Origin of the sequence: Sphingomonas daechungensis (assembly GCF_039543105.1) — a bacterium.
GTDB classification, from domain to species: domain Bacteria; phylum Pseudomonadota; class Alphaproteobacteria; order Sphingomonadales; family Sphingomonadaceae; genus Sphingomicrobium; species Sphingomicrobium daechungense.
The window spans coordinates 2,074,895-2,092,962 of sequence record NZ_BAABJC010000001.1; the positions used below are offsets into that span (position 1 = coordinate 2,074,895).

18 protein-coding genes are annotated in these 18,068 nt (G+C 58.6%); 11 read left to right on the forward strand and 7 right to left on the reverse strand.

Annotation, left to right across the window (positions count from 1 at the left end):
* Positions 1–2 precede the first annotated feature (2 nt).
* Together ABD928_RS10890 and ABD928_RS10895 are read right to left on the reverse strand one after the other, a co-directional pair.
* Positions 3–1,373 carry a DUF1254 domain-containing protein gene (locus tag ABD928_RS10890; RefSeq protein ID WP_223276470.1) on the reverse strand — a complete coding sequence of 457 codons (1,371 nt, stop codon included), beginning with the start codon at positions 1,371–1,373 and terminating at the stop codon, positions 3–5.
* 299 nt (positions 1,374–1,672) lie between these two features.
* A complete protein-coding gene (locus ABD928_RS10895) occupies positions 1,673–2,056 on the reverse strand; it encodes a hypothetical protein (RefSeq protein ID WP_187715774.1) in 384 nt (127 codons plus the stop codon).
* Between the two features lie 1,850 nt (positions 2,057–3,906).
* Between ABD928_RS10895 and ABD928_RS10900 the strand changes: the two genes are divergently transcribed.
* Complete coding sequence (locus tag ABD928_RS10900; RefSeq protein ID WP_187715175.1) at positions 3,907–4,257, forward strand: DUF3147 family protein; 351 nt, start codon at positions 3,907–3,909, stop codon at positions 4,255–4,257.
* A gap of 63 nt (positions 4,258–4,320) precedes the next feature.
* Entirely contained in the window at positions 4,321–4,899 is a 579-nt protein-coding gene (locus tag ABD928_RS10905) for a hypothetical protein (protein ID WP_187715174.1), read from the forward strand.
* 42 nt (positions 4,900–4,941) lie between these two features.
* Here ABD928_RS10905 and ABD928_RS10910 read toward each other — a convergent pair whose 3' ends face one another.
* Positions 4,942–5,460: a YybH family protein gene (locus tag ABD928_RS10910; protein WP_223276634.1), complete on the reverse strand. Its 519-nt coding sequence runs from the start codon at positions 5,458–5,460 to the stop codon at positions 4,942–4,944.
* Positions 5,461–5,700: 240 nt separating this feature from the next.
* On the opposite strand from ABD928_RS10910, the gene ABD928_RS10915 reads away from it, so the two are divergent.
* Both ABD928_RS10915 and ABD928_RS10920 read left to right on the forward strand, forming a co-directional pair.
* Positions 5,701–5,922: a hypothetical protein gene (locus ABD928_RS10915; RefSeq protein ID WP_345168694.1), complete on the forward strand. Its 222-nt coding sequence runs from the start codon at positions 5,701–5,703 to the stop codon at positions 5,920–5,922.
* Positions 5,922–6,122, forward strand: coding sequence for a tyrosine-type recombinase/integrase (locus ABD928_RS10920; RefSeq protein ID WP_398286610.1), 201 nt, complete (start codon positions 5,922–5,924; stop codon positions 6,120–6,122). Before ABD928_RS10915 ends, ABD928_RS10920 begins: the two co-directional genes overlap by 1 nt.
* Before the next feature lie 955 nt (positions 6,123–7,077).
* Here ABD928_RS10920 and ABD928_RS10925 read toward each other — a convergent pair.
* Complete coding sequence (locus tag ABD928_RS10925) at positions 7,078–9,219, reverse strand: PAS domain-containing sensor histidine kinase (protein ID WP_187715172.1); 2,142 nt, start codon at positions 9,217–9,219, stop codon at positions 7,078–7,080.
* Positions 9,220–9,935: 716 nt separating this feature from the next.
* Here ABD928_RS10925 and ABD928_RS10930 point away from each other — a divergent pair.
* Positions 9,936–10,097 (forward strand): Flp family type IVb pilin, encoded by a 162-nt coding sequence (locus tag ABD928_RS10930; RefSeq protein WP_187715171.1) that lies wholly within the window; start codon positions 9,936–9,938, stop codon positions 10,095–10,097.
* A gap of 159 nt (positions 10,098–10,256) precedes the next feature.
* On the opposite strand, the gene ABD928_RS10935 is transcribed toward ABD928_RS10930, so the two are convergent.
* The gene (locus ABD928_RS10935) at positions 10,257–10,388 is read right to left on the reverse strand and encodes a hypothetical protein (protein WP_345168699.1); all 132 of its coding nucleotides are present in this window, start codon (positions 10,386–10,388) and stop codon (positions 10,257–10,259) included.
* A 248-nt stretch (positions 10,389–10,636) separates the two neighbouring features.
* Between ABD928_RS10935 and ABD928_RS10940 the strand changes: the two genes are divergently transcribed.
* The 6 genes from ABD928_RS10940 to ABD928_RS10965 all read left to right on the forward strand — a co-directional run bounded on the left by ABD928_RS10940 (position 10,637) and on the right by ABD928_RS10965 (position 17,053).
* Positions 10,637–11,767: an alginate lyase family protein gene (locus tag ABD928_RS10940; protein WP_345168702.1), complete on the forward strand. Its 1,131-nt coding sequence runs from the start codon at positions 10,637–10,639 to the stop codon at positions 11,765–11,767.
* A 268-nt stretch (positions 11,768–12,035) separates the two neighbouring features.
* A complete protein-coding gene (locus ABD928_RS10945) occupies positions 12,036–12,434 on the forward strand; it encodes a GFA family protein (protein WP_187715169.1) in 399 nt (132 codons plus the stop codon).
* Positions 12,435–12,765: 331 nt separating this feature from the next.
* Entirely contained in the window at positions 12,766–13,416 is a 651-nt protein-coding gene (locus tag ABD928_RS10950; RefSeq protein WP_345168707.1) for a hypothetical protein, read from the forward strand.
* Between the two features lie 45 nt (positions 13,417–13,461).
* A complete protein-coding gene (locus ABD928_RS10955; protein ID WP_187715167.1) occupies positions 13,462–14,265 on the forward strand; it encodes a hypothetical protein in 804 nt (267 codons plus the stop codon).
* Complete coding sequence (locus ABD928_RS10960; protein WP_187715166.1) at positions 14,169–14,960, forward strand: hypothetical protein; 792 nt, start codon at positions 14,169–14,171, stop codon at positions 14,958–14,960. Before ABD928_RS10955 ends, ABD928_RS10960 begins: the two co-directional genes overlap by 97 nt.
* A 23-nt stretch (positions 14,961–14,983) precedes the next feature.
* Positions 14,984–17,053 carry a M13 family metallopeptidase gene (locus ABD928_RS10965; RefSeq protein WP_345168712.1) on the forward strand — a complete coding sequence of 690 codons (2,070 nt, stop codon included), beginning with the start codon at positions 14,984–14,986 and terminating at the stop codon, positions 17,051–17,053.
* A 189-nt stretch (positions 17,054–17,242) separates the two neighbouring features.
* On the opposite strand, the gene ABD928_RS10970 is transcribed toward ABD928_RS10965, so the two are convergent.
* Positions 17,243–17,668 carry a hypothetical protein gene (locus ABD928_RS10970; protein WP_187715163.1) on the reverse strand — a complete coding sequence of 142 codons (426 nt, stop codon included), beginning with the start codon at positions 17,666–17,668 and terminating at the stop codon, positions 17,243–17,245.
* Positions 17,669–17,722: 54 nt separating this feature from the next.
* Positions 17,723–17,941, reverse strand: coding sequence for a hypothetical protein (locus ABD928_RS10975; RefSeq protein ID WP_223276468.1), 219 nt, complete (start codon positions 17,939–17,941; stop codon positions 17,723–17,725).
* Between the last annotated feature and the right edge of the window lie 127 nt (positions 17,942–18,068).

Below are 18,068 nucleotides of genomic sequence, written 5' to 3' on the forward strand. Positions count from 1 at the left end.
TCTCAACTCACCTTGATGAGGGTCGGAGGTTTCCAGCGTCCGTCGAGCGCTTCGGACTTTGGGCTGTAAAGCCGCATGTAAGTGATGAACGGGCCGGGTGGCGCGGGAAGCCAATTGGGCTCCTTATCATGTCCCGGCGAGTTGGCCTGGATGTACAAGGTCAGACCGCCGTCCTGATCTTTCACAAACTGATCCATCATCGGAGAATTCAACAGGTAGCGGTTCAGGGGATTGGCGACGAGCAGGCTCTCGGGAAGCTTGTACATGGTCAGCGACCAGAAGGCCCGGGCAGGAGGCATTTGACCAGGCGCGAAGCGCAAGGTGTAGTTATTCGATCCACTTAGCGGTTCACCGTCGAAATCGACAGAGAGGACCGGATAAATGGCTTCTTCCTTTGAGTTTCCGTAGATGCCGAGAACTGCACCGACCATGCGGGACAGATAATCGTTCTTCAGATACTCTCGGGTTCCAAAGACGTCGCCCGACGTCAACTGGCCGGTATCGATTTTCGTCCTCTTCAGGTCCGCGAAGGCTTCCCACGCGTCGGCCATTCCTTGAGCGAGGGCATCCTGGATATCGGCTGGCAGCGCTGCGACATCGAAGCTCTCGTTGCCGTTGAAACCGACTTGGGCGAAGCGCATCCGAAGATCCGTCTCCGAGGGATGCGTCGAGCAGAATTTGAGGACAAAGTTGAGGACGTTGAAGAATTTGATCGAGGTCTTCTGTTCTTCAGCCGAGAGCGGAGCGACTGCATCGATCTTCGCCATTGAGACGGGTTCGGCACCCACGAAAGCTGAAAGCGGCTCGACTCTGTAGCTGGCCTGGATCCTCTTGACATTCTCGATATCCGCCGGGTTGAACAATTGGGTTCGGAAGAAAGCGAAGACAAAGTCCGTCTCGCTTCGGATGACCTTGGTCACGCCGGCAGGCACCTCGCCCTGCCAGCTGGGGCCGGCAATCAGGTATTTTCCGCCACCGTTACCGGTCGTCCGGGTACCAATATAGTCGAAATTATGGGTGTAGGCGTCGATGAGCTGAATGCAGAAGTACCGGCCTTCCTCGATCGGCGGGACCGTGATGACCTGTGGCTCGCTGCGAAGATCCAGCCCAATGTGGGAATAGGGCGTATCGGAGTTCGGCGTCTGGATCGCCGTGTCTTCTGGGGTGAAGACCCTCGGCGTATTGATCAGTGTGTTCCAGGGACCCTTGTATTGGGAACCGCCGACGTCCGCGAAAAAGGCGTGCTGGATGCGGTAGTGGTCGACTAGCGGAAAGCCATAGATGTAGGCGTCCTTGGCGATCGCGCGCGCCGTTTCAGGCGTAAGCGTATCGGCGTTTGCCCGTAAACCCGGCTGGCTGACAACTTCTTGCATGGAGCCGCTCCTCTCGCGCTTTAAAAGACAGCGCATATTTTGAATGCGGGAGCTCCGCTATTCGGGCATTTGCGTAAGGAATCTCCCCATCCAAATGCGGCGAATGCGTACGGCTCATGCTGCTTGTTGCGGGCCTTTGCTTCCTCTTTCGTCGAATGCGTGATTGCCTTGTTCTGTCTGCTCTTCTGGAGATTCGAAGACAAATCCGTCTAGCGCCTAATGACCGCTTTCCACCCAAACTTGCCGCGAATGTTCTCCCGAATTGACCGGGTTGGATCACCGGCGCGCATTGGCTCGAACTAGGGCGCGGATTGGGGCTTGGCCCGGATTCCGGCAATGAGAATCGCGATCATCATGGCCTCCGCTATCATCGGTGGCAGAGCGTCTGGACCCACTCCGTCGAGCAACAAGCTGAGGGTTCGACCGACAAAGGCGATACCGAGGAGAGTCACGGGGACCCACAGCGCTCCGCGTTTGTTGGTTTCCAGCCCGAGCAACGCGAAAAGACCGGCCGTAATGAAGAAGCCCGGAAAGTCTGCGCGGATGGTCGCAAGCCCCTGGCTGCCAATCGCAGTTATTGAGAACTCGGCCGCCATTCTGACGGGAGCGTACAGGAACGCCAGGCCGAGTCCCAAATTCAGCAGGCCAACGAGAGCGATGGCAATCCGCAACACCTTATGCATCATCGTTGCCCCTAAGAAGTTCTCCAATCTCGTTGACTGCTAATAGGTTGTTGGAGCTTCGTAACTCGGGGTTATCAGGGAGGCACCGTGCTATCGAGGTGATCGAGCGTCCGCTTTCCACCCATTCCCGCCGCGACCGATTTCGACCCATTGTAGACGCTAACGGCCCGTGCGGGTTAATCTGAGATGATGCCGAGCGGTCGATGGCTAATCGTTTCTGTACTGATCACTTTGGGCGGGTGTGGCCGTTCTGGCCTTCCCGCCACGGCGCTGTTCGCCGGAGTTGAGGATCAAACCTATGCCCAAGGGAGCCGACTTATCGAAGATCGGCTGGCGGCGCGCTTTCCGCCGGGAAGCTCCGTCCGGGAACTTGCGCGTTATCTAGAGCAGCAAGGACTGGCCGTTGAACCCGCCGCGCGTTCATCGACGTTCAACAGCGGTGTCGCTTTCTTCAAATACGGCGGACCTGTCTGCGGCAGTCAGGTCCGAGTGAACTGGAAAGGCGATGCTGCTGGGAAGGTCAAAAGCATTGACGCTTTGTACAGCGACACAGGCTGCCCTTAGTGGCAGCTTTCCACCCAAACCTGCCGCGACCGTATTCGACCCAAACCTGCCGCTAGATCGCTAGCGTCTGTTTTTGACCCAAAGCAGACGTTAGGCTTTGAAGTTGCTCCGCTTGCGCAGCGACGGCCTGACCACCCAGACTAGCAAGAGCAAGAGGAGCGGGACTGCCACTCCCCAAACCACAGCTTGAAGCGAGTAAGATTGCCCGGCCTCCAGCGCCGTTAGGACTGGATGCGGCACCGTTGCTCCGGGCGGTGGCTGGTCGATGTAGCTGTGAGCACCGCTGGACAGGGTGTATCCGCGCCAGCCCACGTAGGCCCAAATGGCTAACCAGCTAATGGTCGTAACCGCTAGGAGGCGCCTCATCGTCGGGTTCATCGCCGAGACGGTATTTCGATTAGCGTCCGCTTTCTACCCATTGCAGACGCCAGGGTCGTGTTTGAGATTGAACTCGTCCAATTGCGATGTCGCGACATCACTCCCACGAGAAAATCGTGCGAAGGTCACAGCCCGAAGGTGTTTGCCCTTCTTCGAATAAGACGACCCGGTCGATCGCCCGCTGTTGCGAATTGGTGAGAGGCTTCTTCGACCGAAAATAGGCAGCCCCGTGCGCACCATTCCAGATGGCGATCTCATAGCCATCCTCGACTCGACGCTCTGCGAATCTCGCAGGCCTGTTCCCTGATCCGCCTCTAACAATCGACCCCTTTGGACGACTGGCCCAACCTATTCCATGAACCTCAAGCGAGCCAAACTCGCCTTGCCAACGGAAGCTACCCCCATGGATGCCGCCTTCGAGAGTGGTCACTTTCTCTCCAGCGACCAAATCAATGATCGGTGCATATCCGCAGAAGCGACCTGGTCCGATGAGTTCGCTAGCTCTCGCTTGAGACGAAAGGAGAGTCGCGGCAACCGCGGAAACTAAGATCGCGATCTTCATGGTCTTGCGCCCGACCTACTCACAAGGAGGTCCTCGAAGTCTAATTGGCCTAATGTCAGCTTTCTACCCAAACCTGCCGCGACAGGTTTCGACCCATTGCGGACATTTGAGGTTCAGCACTCGGAAAGGTGAATGCTTAGGCGGTCGGTCAAATGCCTGCTACTACGACCAAGGATCCGTCGGGGGTCTTCGTTTGTCAGACACTCCGGCGGGTCTTCAATGCTCATCGTCTAGCTGAACGCCATTCGGGCTCAATCTCTGGGGACGGACGCCCGACCTGCCCTCCGAAGCCGCGCGGGACTTTCGACCCATTGCGGACACTGTGACCCAGCGCCATTCTCGGAGCATGTTGTACCTGGCTCTTAAAGCGGCGCTTTCAGGGATGTTGATTGCAGTCATCTCCGAAGTGGCGAAGCGCTACCCCGGCATAGGCGGCATGATTGCGTCGCTGCCGCTTGTTTCCGTCCTCGGCATGATCTGGCTTTGGCGAGACAAGCCCGACGTCGAGAACATGGCTTCCCACGTCGAAGCGACCTTTTGGTTCGTGCTCCCTTCGCTGCCGATGTTCCTGCTCATTCCGTGGCTCATGCGGAATGGAATATCGTTCTGGTTGGCGTTGGTGATCGGCTGCACGATGACGATCGCACTCTATTCAGCGATGGTTGCTATTGGGCCAAGGTTGGGGCTTCGGCTCTAATGTCCGCTTTCCACCCATTGCGGTCACTAAACAGGCGTGAGAACCTGGGCCGGGGCGTCTTCTATGGACACGTTCGAATATATCACTGCACTTGTGGCCGTCGTGATCGGTTTAGCGATCGCCGATCTAGCGACTAGCCTGCATCGCCTTCTGCGTAACCGGGAAAGAGTCCGCTGGGATTGGGTAGCGCCGCTATCCGCTTTGCTGATCCTGGCTGAACTTTTCAACCTGTGGTGGCGCTGGCATGGCTTTAGCGGAACGACCGCCGGTCAGGTCGTTCCTTACTTTCTCGCACTGATTCTCATTTTTCTTGCTGCCTGCATATCGCTTCCTGATGAAGTGCCGGCGGAGGGCGTCGACCTAGCCCGCCACTTCGACAAGAACCGAAGGTACTTTTGGTTCGTCTACGCGAGCTACGTTGCTTTGTTGATTGCGCTCATCTCGATCCGCGACCTGCACAATGGGCTCACGCCAAGAGACCTACTTTCGAGATATTATTTTGATTATCCATGGCTCGTTGCGGCTTACGCGATGATTTTCGTTCGCAAGCGCTGGATTAGTGGCATCGTCATGCTCGCGTCGCTCGGTTGGCTGGTGATCGGGCTCAATCTCTGGGGACGAACGCCTGACCTGCCTCTCTGAGGCCATCGCCGGTCGTAACCGGTGTCCGAAACGAGTGGAGCCCTAACCTCCGCTGGCGGGAAGATCACTGTTGAAGATGTCCGCAGCGGCCTTCCATTCGTCGCCGCTTTTTCGCCAGACGACTACGTACTTGCCGGTGTCCGTCTTCGCAGTGCCATCGGGCGCGATAGTAAGCTTATACATTCCACGATCGAGTGCCATGTCACCTGAAGACGACACGATGATTTGCTCCGGAACGATGCTCAGTTCGAAGCCTGGTATTTGCAGCAAGGAAGCCCAAACTTGCTGGATTGCTGCACGTCCTTTTCCGATTGGCGCGTTCGGCGGCATCACGGCGCCATCGCTCGTGTAAAGTTCCGCGATGCCCGCGGAATCCTTGGCTTTCATGAGTTCGTGCCAACGATCAACCTGCCCGCGTATCGCCTTTTCATCTGCGCCAGCATCGACAGCGGCGGGACTATTTTTCTCCTGAGCATGGTTCGCCGGCATTGCGGCGGCCTGCCACGCGGGCATCAGCAGCGCTGCCGAAGAAAGTAGCAATAATGATCTCGTCATATGCACCCCCAATCGCTGCTCTTCGTGCTAACACCAGCAACGGCATTCCAGCTAGTTCACTAAAGTCAGCTTTCCCAACAGAGCTGCCATCGGGGTGAGGTCACCACGATTACGATCGCCAGGTAGTCGCCGGTCCTGGACAATCTGGCGCGCTGCATCGGAAGCTAGTGGCAGCTTTCCACCCAAACCCGCCGCGACAGTTTGCGACCCATTGCGGACATCAGCCCTCGCAGTAAGGTCGAGTAAATGAGCGCAGACCTACTGAAAGATTGGTCGACCGAGCTTGTCCGGTTGATCGACGAGGACAAGTCGGACGCCGCGGCTGGCGACGATTTCGCCAAAGGACGCAAGTTTGGCTTGGGAGAGGCGCTGTCGCTACTTCAGCAGGAAGCGCGTGCCTTCGGCATAGATGCCGCATCTATTGGCCTTCCCCCGGAGGATGGCATGACGATCGCTCTCAAGGCTTAGTGTCCCGTTCCGGGCTGGAGCCGGCCGCCTATGGGATGCACAGCCTCAGGCGAACCAAGGTGGCGATGCTCTATCGCAAGACCGGCAACCTCAGAGCCTGCCAGCTGCTACTCGGTCATACGAAGCTGGAGAGCACAGTTCGCTACTTGGGCGTCGAGCTCGACGACGCGCTGGCGCTCTCGGAAGCGCTGGAAATCTGAAGCTAAGCCTTCGGCCCACCTAGCCAGATGTTCCCCATTTGTACCAAGTAGCCCGAATGCGACTCGACGATCCTTTAGACAACGGCGGCCGGGGCTGGCGACGATTGGAGCCCGAAGAGGTCGCGGCCCTGGCTTACCTCGCGATCCGCCTGATCCGCAGGGGCGTACGGAACGACCTGGCAGGTCGCGACGCCTCGAAGGCCGACGAAGCTGCCAGGAGGCTCGCTGAGGCGGTTTCTGAACGCTTGCAAGCGTATCCGACGTTTGGCCCCGCAAGGCCCGTTGGTGGCCATTCTGCGGGCTGTGGCTCAAGAGATGCCGATCGGTCCTAGCGGCAAGTTTGGGTGGAAAGCGGACGCTAGATGATGGCTAGTCGCCAGCACCACCAAGCCGAAGGCATTCGAACGATCTCCGCGAGATGGGGAGAAAGTGCCGCGAATCATCTGGTGGATCTGGAGCAGTGGCATCGGGAAGTGTGACCCGTCCAGCACTCGGCTCGCGCGATCAATGGGTGTGTTGATCGGGAAGCAGAATTGTGAAGAGCAAGATCGCTGCTGCGACCACGAGGATCAAAAGCCAGTCGTCGCACCGTAGCTGGTCTGTGTCCGGTCGATTCGCCATCGTGCCCCGAACTGATCACTAGCTGTATTGCGGTTCTCAGCAATGAGGCCGCAGAGGAACGTCCCAAATCGAGACTATCGTAAAGGCAGTTTCACGTTTGAAACTTGTTACGCTGACGTCATGTTCTATCGGCTTCTGCGGGAATGTTTGTTCAGCGACGCCCGAACAGTCGCAGAAGCTCGCTTTCGGGAGGCGCCCAGATCGCCTACGACTGCGGGAGCGGTCCGGCTAGAGCACCCAAATTCGAACCGGGCCGCTCTAACTCGTTGGCGCTTCGAATGGATGGGCGGCGAACTTCAATATTGTCCTGCATCACAAGCGGGCTGAGACGCGCTCAGGAGGACTCGCGACGATTCCCTGTGATCGCCGTCTCCGAACAGTGCAGCGCCCAGATGACTCCGGTTTCCGCGTAATCCAGGCGTACACCGCAACCGAGCGACTTCTCCACCATCGTCCGCGCGACGCGGTCGCCAAAGCCTTTTCGGGCGGGAGGTCTGACGACTGGGCCACCCGTTTCGCGCCAGAGCATGGAAAATGCGTGGCCTCCTCCCTCGTCGTCAAGCGACCAGGATACCTCGACGCGGCCGGTATCGTTCGAAAGAGCCCCGTATTTTGCAGCGTTGGTGGCAAGCTCGTGGAAGGCCATTCCGAGGGTCTGAGCTGCCGACGGCGAGAGCTCCACCTTCGGACCCTCGAGCAAGATCCTTGTGCCGACCAGATCTTTGAAGTGAAGCAACTGCGTTGCGATCAGGCTTTTCAGATCGGCCACCGCCGATTCTGAACGCACCAGGAGATCCTGGCTCGAACCCAATGCCCGGATGCGTTCTCCGAAGCGATCGAGAAAATCGTCTGTCCCCGCCGCGGCGGTCTGATAGGCAATCGCATTCACTAGGGTCAGCATGTTCTTGGCGCGATGATTCAGCTCGCGCATGAGATATTCGATCTTCTCCTCATACGCCTGGCGTTCGGACAGGTCGTAGAAATGGCAGACCACTCCTGGCCTGCCATCGGGCATCATGACCCGCTCGATCTTCCAGTCATACGCCTCGGTGGCGTCAATGTCCGCGCGACGTTCGACGGTCGTTGGTGAATGATAGGGCTCGCCAGAAGCCAGAGTGTGCCGGAAAAGCGCAATTGCTTCGCTTGCAAAGTTTTCGGGCCATATCGTTCGAAGGACGTCCTCGAAATCCTGGCCGATCAACGGTCGAACGTTTTCGAACACCTTTTGAGCGCCGTCGCTGACCTGGACGAGGCGGAAATCGGCGTCGACCGCATAGATTCCAAAGGGAGAGCGCTCGACCAAATGCTGGAAGGTCTCCTGCGACCCGCGGAGCCTGCGCTCCGCCTCCACCTGTTCCGACACGTCCTGAACGGTCCCGACCAGCCGGACTGCGGCACCGTCTTCAAACGTCACGTCACCGGCAGCGCGGACCCAGCGGACTGTCCCGGTCGTCCGATGGATCACGCGATAGAACGCCTCATAGCGGCCGTCGCCAGCGGGGTTGAAGGCCGCTTCCACGGCTGAGAGCAGCCCATCCCGATCCTCGGAATGAACGCCAGCCAGGAACGTTTCGACCGTGACAGTCTCGTCCTCTGCGACTCCCCAAATGCTTCGAACCCTGGAATCCCAGATCATGGTTCTGGATGCCGGGTAGAAATCATGGACACCCAGCCGACCGGCATGCAGGGCGGCGATCAGGCGAGCTTCGCTTTCCGCGAGCGCTTTCTCGGTCACGACGCGGTCCGTCACCTCTTCGCAGATGATGCCGACACCGGTGACCGCGCCGTCACTTCCACGGACAGGGTAGAAGTGCTCGCGCCATTCGCGAGTGACGCCAGGTTGAGCGGCCGTGGCCCCTCTGACAGTCACGTCCCGAAGCGGCAGCCCGGTCTCCAAGACCTGCCGGAGCGCCGGCTCGCCACTTTCCCTCAAGTCAGGAACCAAGTCCCAAACCGTTCGCCCGAGGTGCTCGACGACCGAAAAGCCGTTGGTTTCCGCAAGCGCCCGGTTGATGCGAAGGAACCTGAGGTCCCGATCGAACATGGCCAGTCCGATCGGAGCTTCGGCATACAGCACTTCCAGCTCGGCAAGTCGTTGGACCGCGCTTTCGTCATTGCTACTGGAGTGGCCGGTTGACCGTTCGTAGTCGGTGATGTCGACGTTCAAGCCACGGATGACCGTCACCCGCCCCTTATCGTCACGTTCGACCGATCCTCGATCCAAGACGGTGCGCACCGTGCCGTCTGGCCGAACGATCCGGAACTCATGACTGTAGTTGCGCTCTTTCCCGCCGAGAATGCCGATTGACTCTCCCTCGACCCGCAACCGGTCGTCGGGATGGATCATCCGCGCATATTCCGCTTCTCCATTCGGGGTCGTGTCGACGCCGTAGATTTGCTGCAAGCCTTCCGACCAGACCAGCCGGTCCTCGTCAGCATACCACTCGTAAAAGCCGGTCCCGGTGGCGAGCTGCACGGACTCACTCCGTTCAGCCAATCCCGCGACAAATTTCGAGTCGGGCAAGAAACCCCCTATTCGAGCATGAACGTCGTTTGCCGTTCACGCGAGCGAGAGCCTAACATACATCAGTTTATGCGGGTACGCGAACTGTGGAGAGCGGCCCGATACGCTCGACCGCCCGCCGAAAATGAGGCGGGTCCCAGTACGCGGCTGAATGACCTCGGCAGGTGAAATGCGTCTACGGATATGCGGTTCCATCGTTGGCGATGTCAGACTACCGACGATTGCACAGGTCAGCTGGCGATCGTCGTTCCCGGCGGTGCGAGCGGTGGCCTTAGCTCCTAGTGTTCGCAATGGCTCAAGATACCCCTAAGTCCGCAGCGGCCGGATGGCTCGAAAACGGACGTTAACGGTACGACCCCATAGGATCGCTTGCTCCGCACCGATCCTCTACCGAACATAGGCGACCGCTGCAACGAGATGGTCCTTGGCGAGTAACTTCTCTGACTTCCGCGTCAGTAAAGCTCCGAGTTCAATCCGAACTGGGAGCAGCTAGGCGAGCAGATGACTGATTTTCCATCCGACTTGGTCAATGTGACAAGCGAATGTTAACTTTCCTTGTCATAAACGTTCTGTGTCTAGCCGGTACTTCGACATCCCGGTTCGATCTTCGTCTCGGGCGGCTTGGCATTCAGTGTTCAGGCCGCCCAATTCGACTTTGGGGGCAGGCCATGGTTAAGCGATTTGTGAAGCTTTGTAACGACTGCAGCGGTGCCACGGCGATCGAATATGGTCTTATCGCTGCTCTCATCGCAGTCGCAGCAATCGCCTCGCTTCGGACCACTGGAACGAAGCTCAAGACCACGTTCGGAAACGTGTCGAACGCACTTTAGCGACTGCCACTAATTAGGAACTCCACGACAAGCGAAAGCTTGTCGCGGCAGCTTCGGGTCGAAGGCGGACGGTACCGCCGCGGAGACGACTTATCTGCGGCGCCGTGAAACGGCGATCAGGACAAGCCCAACCAGCAAGAGGACAACGCCGCGCCTAACCTAGGGGCGCTGATCAATCATGAAGCTGGAGGCGGGCCAGTTCACCAGCCCCGCGCCTTGCCCGATCCAGAGCAATCCCATCAGTACTGCGAAAATGCCGAGTGCGAGGTGGACGGCTTTCATCCGAGTCATCTTATTCAACAATTCAAAAAGTGTCCGCAGTGGGTCGCAAACTGCCGCGGCGGGAATGGGTGGATAGCTGCCGTCGCGATGATGACCTAGTGCAGGCTGGTGATGTCAAAAGTCCGGATTGTCACACCCTAGATTCAATGTCACCGGACGGTAAGTCGACCAAGGCACATCTTAGGACTCGTTCGCCCTTGATCCATCAGTGTATGCCCAAAGCGTCCAGACGACCCTACGCAGGAAAACGGTTTGGTGTGCTGTCGATTGCATTCGGACTCTTCGCTTCAGCCTTGTCCTCAGCGGTATCTGCGCAGGACAATCCTGCATTTCTACACCCTGGAGCGTTAAACACGGCTTCCGGGCTCGACAGGGCGCGAGCACGGATCGCCGCGGGCCAAGAGCCATGGGCAAGCATCCTCCACAGGGTTGAACAGAAGGCTCAGGCGCCCGGCCTAGCTCTCACCGTCATCGACGCGGAGGATCAAACTCAGGCAGCGGCTTCGCAAGCAGAAGCGGTGAAAGCTTACGCCAACGCGCTCGCATGGCGCCTTACGGGCAATCGCAAATATTCTCGACGGGCCATCGCAATTCTCAACCTTTGGGCGAACTTACGAGGATTCGTCGCGAAGACCGATCAGGACAAATTGCACGCTGGATGGATCGGCGCACTTTTCGGCGGGGCAGCCGAAGTCATGCGAGAGTCTCCAGACTGGAGCACTGACGACATAGCAGCCTTGCAGGCCATGTTTCGGCGAGCATTCTACCCGCAACTGCTCACGGCCAGTCACTGGAATGGCAATGTCGACCTGACCCAGATCGACGCTTTGATGACAATCGCCGTCTTTAACGACGACGTTTCCGCATTCAAAATTGGTCTGCGAAGGCTTGAGGCTCGAAGCAAGGCCTACATCTTTCTTCAATCCGTTCTTGAGCCTGGCGCAGGCGATCCTCGCAAAACTCCCGCGGTCTGGTTCGATCCCGTTCGGTGGGTCGATGGCCTGACCCAAGAAACCTGCCGTGACAACGGCCATCATGCACAGTTTGGGTTAGCCTCAGCCTTCGACGCCGCTGAAATTGCCTGGAATCAGGGTGTGGATGTTTACACGCCCCAAACCAAGCGGTTTACCGCGGCAATGGAGCTCTTGGCCCGCCAACTCTTGACCGGCGACATGCAAGGTACCTGCGCCAACGCAGTTTCAACCGACAACGTCTTCAATACCTTTGAAGTCGGGTTCAATCACTACCACCATCGCATGGGCTTGCCTTTGCCGTTTACCGAGCGGCTAATTTCTGAGCGTGTAAGACCCGACGGCGCGTCGGAATTGAACATATTCCACGAGACTTTGACCCACGGCTCAAATGGCAAATATGTTTGGCAGCAGTAGCTGGGCCTGCTGGTCAATTCGATCAAGCGGCAACCGAGTCATTGTCATGCGAGCCGACCCGCGGCTGAAGCACGCATCATAGGACAAGAGAGGGAGCTACTCGGCGAAAATCCGCAACAACGCCAAGTTGAGAGACACTGGTAATGTCCAGTTTCCACCCATTACCGCCGCTAAATCGCCTAGCGTCTGCTTTCGACCCAAACCTGCTGCGACGGTATCCGGCGGTCATTGGCGGGTTCCGCGAGCGTCTAAACTAAGGGGAAAGAGATTGCTTAAGGGCGCTTGTCATTGCGGGTCAGCAACCTGGACGCTTGAAGGCGATCCGGGGTCGATCACGGCCTGCAACTGCTCGCTTTGCAGCCGCTATGGAGCGCTGTGGGCTTACGATTTCGAGGGCGAGCGCATCGGCATCAAAGGTGCGACATCGGCTTACCGGCGGCCTGGCAAAGTGGAGCCTGCGCTAGAGATTCTGTTCTGTGCCAGCTGCGCCAACGTCGTTGCGTGGCGCGGTCTCCGGCTGGAAGCGGGTCGTCGTAGAATGGCGGTAAACATCCGCCTTGCACCGTTTGAGGCCGTCGCCGACCTGCCAGTTGACCACTTCGATGGCTTCGACACCTTTGAAGATTTGCCATCAAAGGGCCGAACGGTCCGCGACCTTTGGTCGTAAGTCTCAACCGTCCGCTTACCTGTAATTAGCGACGGTCGTCATCGCACGAAGGGGTCGAAGATTGTCGCGGCAGGTTTGGGTCGAAAGCGGAAACGAGAAGGCGCGCCCGTTATCCAGACGTGGATAGGAAAACGAGACGTGTACCAGCTTTTGACGAAAACGGGTTGGGCCGGCCACGACGAGTGAGATGCAAACGCAGAACCATATTTTGCGCCGCACGCCTCTAAGAGTCGCCAGTCATTAGCTCTACGGTCTTTAGCCTATCGGTACTGTTACGGAGTGACCTGTCTGCCAAGCTCGAGTGAAAGCATCTCTGAGAAGGGGCTGCCAGATGCGGAAAGTCGTAATTCTGTGGTTTCTCACAATCTGCGGCGGTTGCTCTCCTGAGGGGAACGTCGCCGCTCAAAGTGGTCCGTCGCCGTGGCCGGACGAATTGAAGCGCTTCGGTGACGGCTTTCCCAAATCTGGCGACCCCTGCCAGCGTGTCGGAGAGACCGAAGCGACGGTGGATTTTCTTGATGACAGCGCCACGCTCGTAGGCTGCCCCAACAAAGAGACTGCGTCACAAATCAAGGGCCAGGCTGTGGGAGAGGTCAATGGGGTCATTCTGATATTGGTCCCCCATGGCGACACCATCGCATCTGACAGCACGGCGAACGGTGAAGGAGATGTGAAGGTCCCCGATACTAAATACAATGCAACGGCCTCTGTCCCTTGCGTCAATGTTGGAAGCGCCGATGCGACGTGCCCCGCCGGCGTGACCCGTTCGCCCGACCAGATTGCGGTCGAAATCCAGCTCCCCAAGAGGCGCCAGCGCGTGCTCCTCTTCGACGGCAAGGGCAAGTTCGTCACCCATTCCAGCTCCCAGGCCGATGGGTCTGCGGCCTTGCAAAGCAGCGCCACCCGGCGTGACGACTGGACGATCGTGACGGTCGGCAAGGAAGAATATCGAATCCCGGATGCGTTCGTCCTTGGTGACTGAGCGCCCGCGTAAACTGCGTATCCAATGTCCATTCGAGAGGATCGCATGAAGCACGCAAGCACATATCTGGCACGCGCGGCGATTGGAGCTGCCGTCATCGCGCAATCGATCCAGCTCCCCGCGCAGGAGGTCCCCGGCTCGGTCCGCGACCTGGTCGGGGTCAAGGCCAGCGCCGGCGAAAGCTCGCTCGAGGCGCGCGGCTTCACCTACATCACCGGCGGAACGCGAGACGACCGCAAGTTCAATTACTGGTGGAACAGGAACACCAAGGAATGCGTGCGCGTCACGACCTTCGATGGCCTCTACGAGAAGATTGCGGTGGTTCCCAAGTCGGACTGCAACCAGAAGGGCGGAAGCGACGCGGGAACGGTGGCTGCTGTGGGCGCCATCGCCCTGATCGGCGCGCTAGCGCTGAGCCACAAGTCACACGACCATGACAATTACAGCCATTACGGCGATGCCAACAGCGAAGCGCAGTACGAGCGCGGCTATCGCGACGGGCTCTACAGCCACAGCTATCACAATTACGACCGTTCCCAGGCCTATACGTCAGGCTACGAGAACGGCGTTCGCGCCCGCGGTTACGAGACCGGCTACCGCAACAACAATTACTACGGCGGCGGCTATAGCGCCCACGTTTCGCTTCGCGACCTCGAAGGGCAGGAGCGCAGCTATGTGAAAGGCCAGCTGGCAAGTCGCGGCTTCCAGCTGCGCGACGACAAAAAGACCTATGACGGCCGCTATTCGACCTATTGGCGCTCATCATCGCGGCAGTGCATCATCGTGACAGCGAACAACGGCTACGTAACGTCGATCGAGCACACCAGCACGCAGACCTGCAGCTACTAATTTCGGTCACGCCAAGAATGAAGGATTCCGCAATGCGATTTTTCGATAACGCTGCGCGTGCAGGCTTCCTGCTCGCGGTCTGTATTGCCGCGCCGGCCGCTGCGCAGACCAAGACCGAGACCGTTAATTTTCCACGTGGCAAAACGAATACGACCCTCATCGGCTCGATCAAGGGTGATGTCGGCCGGGATTATCTCGTCCGCGCTGCTGGCGGCCAGACTCTGCGCGTCGTCTTAAGTTCTGCCAACAAATCAACGTATTTCAACGTGTTACCGCCAGGGAGCAATGACGAGGCAATCTTCATCGGTTCGACTTCAGGAGACAGCTTCAGTGGTGTTCTGCCTCAAAGCGGCACCTACAAGGTTCGGGTATACTTGATGCGGAATGCGGCGCGCGAGAACCAGTCGTCGCTGTATACATTGAAAGTCGGTCTGACCGGCGCTTCCACGGGTTCTTCGGCCGTTTCGGGCGGCGCTGGCAAGGAGCCGATCGACGATCTGGCGGGAATGGATGCAATCCGCGCGATCGATGTCATGGCCGAACGCGGCTTCAACGATGTCGACAGTTTCGAGTCCGGTGATACGCGCTACGGCATTTTCTACCGTCCCTCTTCGCGCCAGTGCGTCCAGCTGACCTTCGCCAACAACCGGGTCGAAGCCGCCAACGACATCGGCACCCACCCAAAGTGCAAATAATTCGTCCCTGACAGGAGGCTGACATGAGGAAGCGCTGGATCGCGATCATACTCGCATGTGCTGCAGCAGCACCTACAGCGTTTGCTGCACAGGCGGGCGTGGTCGCGGCGGGGCCAGATCAGTTGGCCTTCAGCAAGCAGAACATGGATACCTCAGTTTCCCCGTCGACAGATTTCTATCGGTATGCAGCCGGCAGCTGGTTGAAGCGGGTAAAGCGTCCCGAGCAGCATCCGGGCTATGGTTTCTTCGAAATCGTTCTGGACCAGGTTCAGCAGCAGATGAACGTGCTTCTGGCAAAGGCCGCGGCGGATGCTCCGAATGCCTCTTCAGGAACGCCCGCGCAGCAGGTCGGGACCCTCTACAACGCTTATATGAACACGGCCGCCCGGAATGCGGCGGGGATCAAGCCGATTCAGCCGTTTCTCGAAAAGGGCGACGCTATCAAGGATCTTGACGGATTGGCAGCGTATCTTGCCCAAAACGAGATTGATGGGGGGCCGGGCATCTTCCTGCAAATTTCCCCAGGGCAGGACTTCAACAACAACACCGTCACATCGTTGTTCGTCCAGGGGGGCACGCTTGGTCTTCCGGAAGCCTTCGAAGACGTCTTTGAGGAACCTGCAGGTGGGCCCCGCATCACCGCCTATCGCAACTATCTCATCGAATCCCTGAAGATCGCAGGCTTCAACGCTGCCAAGGCAACATCGATGGCAGACGCGTCGATCGCGATCGATCGCGCGCTCCACGCGGCGAAGCTTCCACCCGTAGAGGCGAACGACCCCAGCAAAATCAACAACGCCCGGACCCTCGCGCAACTTCAGACAGAACTGCCGAACCTCAATCTCCGGAAAATCCTCGGAGGACTTCGTTTTGAGGAGCCCGACCACCTGATTCTGATGGAGCCGAGATACCTTCCGACCCTATCGAAGGTTCTCGCGGAAAGGCCGATTCAGGACATTCGCGACTACGTAAAGCTGCGGGTTATTCTCGCCTACTCGCCTTACCTCAGCAGCGATTTCGACAAGCCTCTGATCGGTCTGAACGAAGGGCTCGTTGGAGTCAGCGTGCTCCCGTCTCAAGAGGAGCGGGCGCTCGACATCATCAAGGGGAGATTCGGGCAACCCGTAAGCCGGCTTTACTCCGACAGCTTTTTTCCTCCGGAAACACGCCGACAGGCGGCCGAAATGGTCGGCCTGATCAAGGAGGCGTTCCAGGTCCGGATGCCGAATCGCAAATGGCTTTCTGACGCGACGCGATCGGCCGCGACGGACAAGCTGAACGCACTCTCCTTCTGGATCGGATACCCCGACGAGTGGGTGGACTATTCGAGCGTCGAGATCACGCCGGACCTCGTCAGTTCGCTCGTTTCAATCGCCCGGTTCGATTACGAGCGGATGCGCCAGAAGCTGGGCAAGCCCTGGGTCACCGAGCATTTCAACAACAGTCACACGCTGCCGATCGTGGTCAACGCGGCCTACGACCCGCAGATCAACGGCTTCGAAGTGCCCGTGGCAATCATCCAGGCGCCAATGTTCGACGCGCAATCTGACCCCGCAGTGAACTTCTGTCGCATGGGTGCCGTGCTGGGTCATGAAATGACTCACGGCTTCGACTGGACAGGGAAGCAGTTCGACAAGACCGGCAACATGAAGAACTGGTGGACGCCAAAGGATAGCGCCGCCTTCGATGCGTTGGCGGGCCTGCTGATCACTCAGGCCAACGAGTATGAGTTTTTGCCGGGGTCGCGCACTGCGACAGGAGCTCAGCAGGTCGGTGAGAACATGGCTGATCTCGGCGGAATTACTCTCGCCCACGCTGCTCTGCGCAAATACCTTGCGCTCCACCCGGAAAAGGACGTCGTAATCGACGGTCAGACGCAGGACCAACGCTGCTTTCTAGCTTGGGCTCAATTTTGGGCGTGGCAAGGAAAGGACGAAGCTCTTCGCTCGCAGGTCGCTCGCGATGCCCATCCGCCGAACGCCTACCGCGCCACCGCTCCGCTTCGTCACCTGGACGCGTTCTACAAAGCGTTCGGAATCAGGCCGGGCGACCCGATGTGGCTTGCACCGGAAAAGCGCGTTGAAGCCTGGTAATTCCCCTTCGAGGCGAGGCCGGCTTGGAGCAGCCGGGTCGCTCGCGCAAGCCCAGCTGCTGGTCCCCGGCACGGCTATCGCACAAGGGAGCTCCGTCTCTTCGCCGATCGAGTTCGGTCGACACGGACACCAGGCCTAGCGGCAGGTTTGGGTCGAAACCGGACGCGGAACCGGGTGAAGAGCGGCCATTTAAGCTGACAGCAGAACAGCAGTTTCTTTTTTTCGCGCCATCAAGTCTTCCAATTCCTGACGGAACAACTCGAGGCTCGCGTAGCTCGTATCGAAGATGACCTGGCACCGCCGTCGTGGCTCGTAATAATCCGCTAGGTCTACAGAGACCGAAACCTTGCCGGTTGCACTGGTTTGGCTCAACGAGATGAGCGTTACCCGCGTGTATTCTCCGTTCTCGCTGTAGCCCCATTCCGCTTCCACTGGCCCATTGGTTGGCAAAGGATACGGCGCGAGCCGTGAAGCAAACTCAACCAAGTCTTGCCACTGGACCCAAAAGCCGTTCCGCGCGCGAAAGCCGCTAGCCTCGACGGACGCGGCCAGCCAGCCAAAGTCGTCGTTTGGGTCGTTGGTGAACTCGTATGCCAGTGTCAGATTGTCGGCCATGGTGTGCCACACTGTCGGCGTTCCCTACAGACAGCAATGGGCCGAAGCCTGCCGCTATTCGCCTGAGCCTTCTCCACTTCCATCCTGAGTGGAGGAACGGCGAACGAGCCAGAACACCGCTGCAATGATCAGGATGTCCAGCACGACGGCCACTGCGGTTGAAGGCCATCCCCTGACGCCCACGGCGTGAAGCGACTTGGGTCCCAGTGTCCGCAATGGGTCGAAAGTCCCGCGCGGCGGAAACGGGTGGAAAGCGGACATCAGCCGCGGCATCAATTTTGTCCTCTTGAAGTGGCGAACGGGAGCAAATATGTAGGCTGGGCGGACCGGGCCCCTCTGGCGGCTGCTCTTTCAGGGCATTCGTGATGTCGGACCGCATCGGTTGATCCGGTGCGTTCGA

What these genes read in the sequence shown, in the direction of transcription:
- ABD928_RS10915 (WP_345168694.1), top strand. Translation starts at nt 5,701, where the DNA reads ATGAGCGCAGACCTACTGAAAGATTGGTCGACCGAGCTTGTCCGGTTG.
- ABD928_RS10955 (WP_187715167.1), top strand. Translation starts at nt 13,462, where the DNA reads ATGAAGCACGCAAGCACATATCTGGCACGCGCGGCGATTGGAGCTGCC.
- ABD928_RS10895 (WP_187715774.1), bottom strand. Translation starts at nt 2,056, where the DNA reads ATGCATAAGGTGTTGCGGATTGCCATCGCTCTCGTTGGCCTGCTGAAT.
- ABD928_RS10930 (WP_187715171.1), top strand. Translation starts at nt 9,936, where the DNA reads ATGGTTAAGCGATTTGTGAAGCTTTGTAACGACTGCAGCGGTGCCACG.
- ABD928_RS10975 (WP_223276468.1), bottom strand. Translation starts at nt 17,941, where the DNA reads ATGCCGCGGCTGATGTCCGCTTTCCACCCGTTTCCGCCGCGCGGGACT.
- ABD928_RS10900 (WP_187715175.1), top strand. Translation starts at nt 3,907, where the DNA reads ATGTTGTACCTGGCTCTTAAAGCGGCGCTTTCAGGGATGTTGATTGCA.
- ABD928_RS10905 (WP_187715174.1), top strand. Translation starts at nt 4,321, where the DNA reads ATGGACACGTTCGAATATATCACTGCACTTGTGGCCGTCGTGATCGGT.
- ABD928_RS10935 (WP_345168699.1), bottom strand. Translation starts at nt 10,388, where the DNA reads ATGACTCGGATGAAAGCCGTCCACCTCGCACTCGGCATTTTCGCAGTA.
- ABD928_RS10890 (WP_223276470.1), bottom strand. Translation starts at nt 1,373, where the DNA reads ATGCAAGAAGTTGTCAGCCAGCCGGGTTTACGGGCAAACGCCGATACG.
- ABD928_RS10950 (WP_345168707.1), top strand. Translation starts at nt 12,766, where the DNA reads ATGCGGAAAGTCGTAATTCTGTGGTTTCTCACAATCTGCGGCGGTTGC.
- ABD928_RS10965 (WP_345168712.1), top strand. Translation starts at nt 14,984, where the DNA reads ATGAGGAAGCGCTGGATCGCGATCATACTCGCATGTGCTGCAGCAGCA.
- ABD928_RS10970 (WP_187715163.1), bottom strand. Translation starts at nt 17,668, where the DNA reads ATGGCCGACAATCTGACACTGGCATACGAGTTCACCAACGACCCAAAC.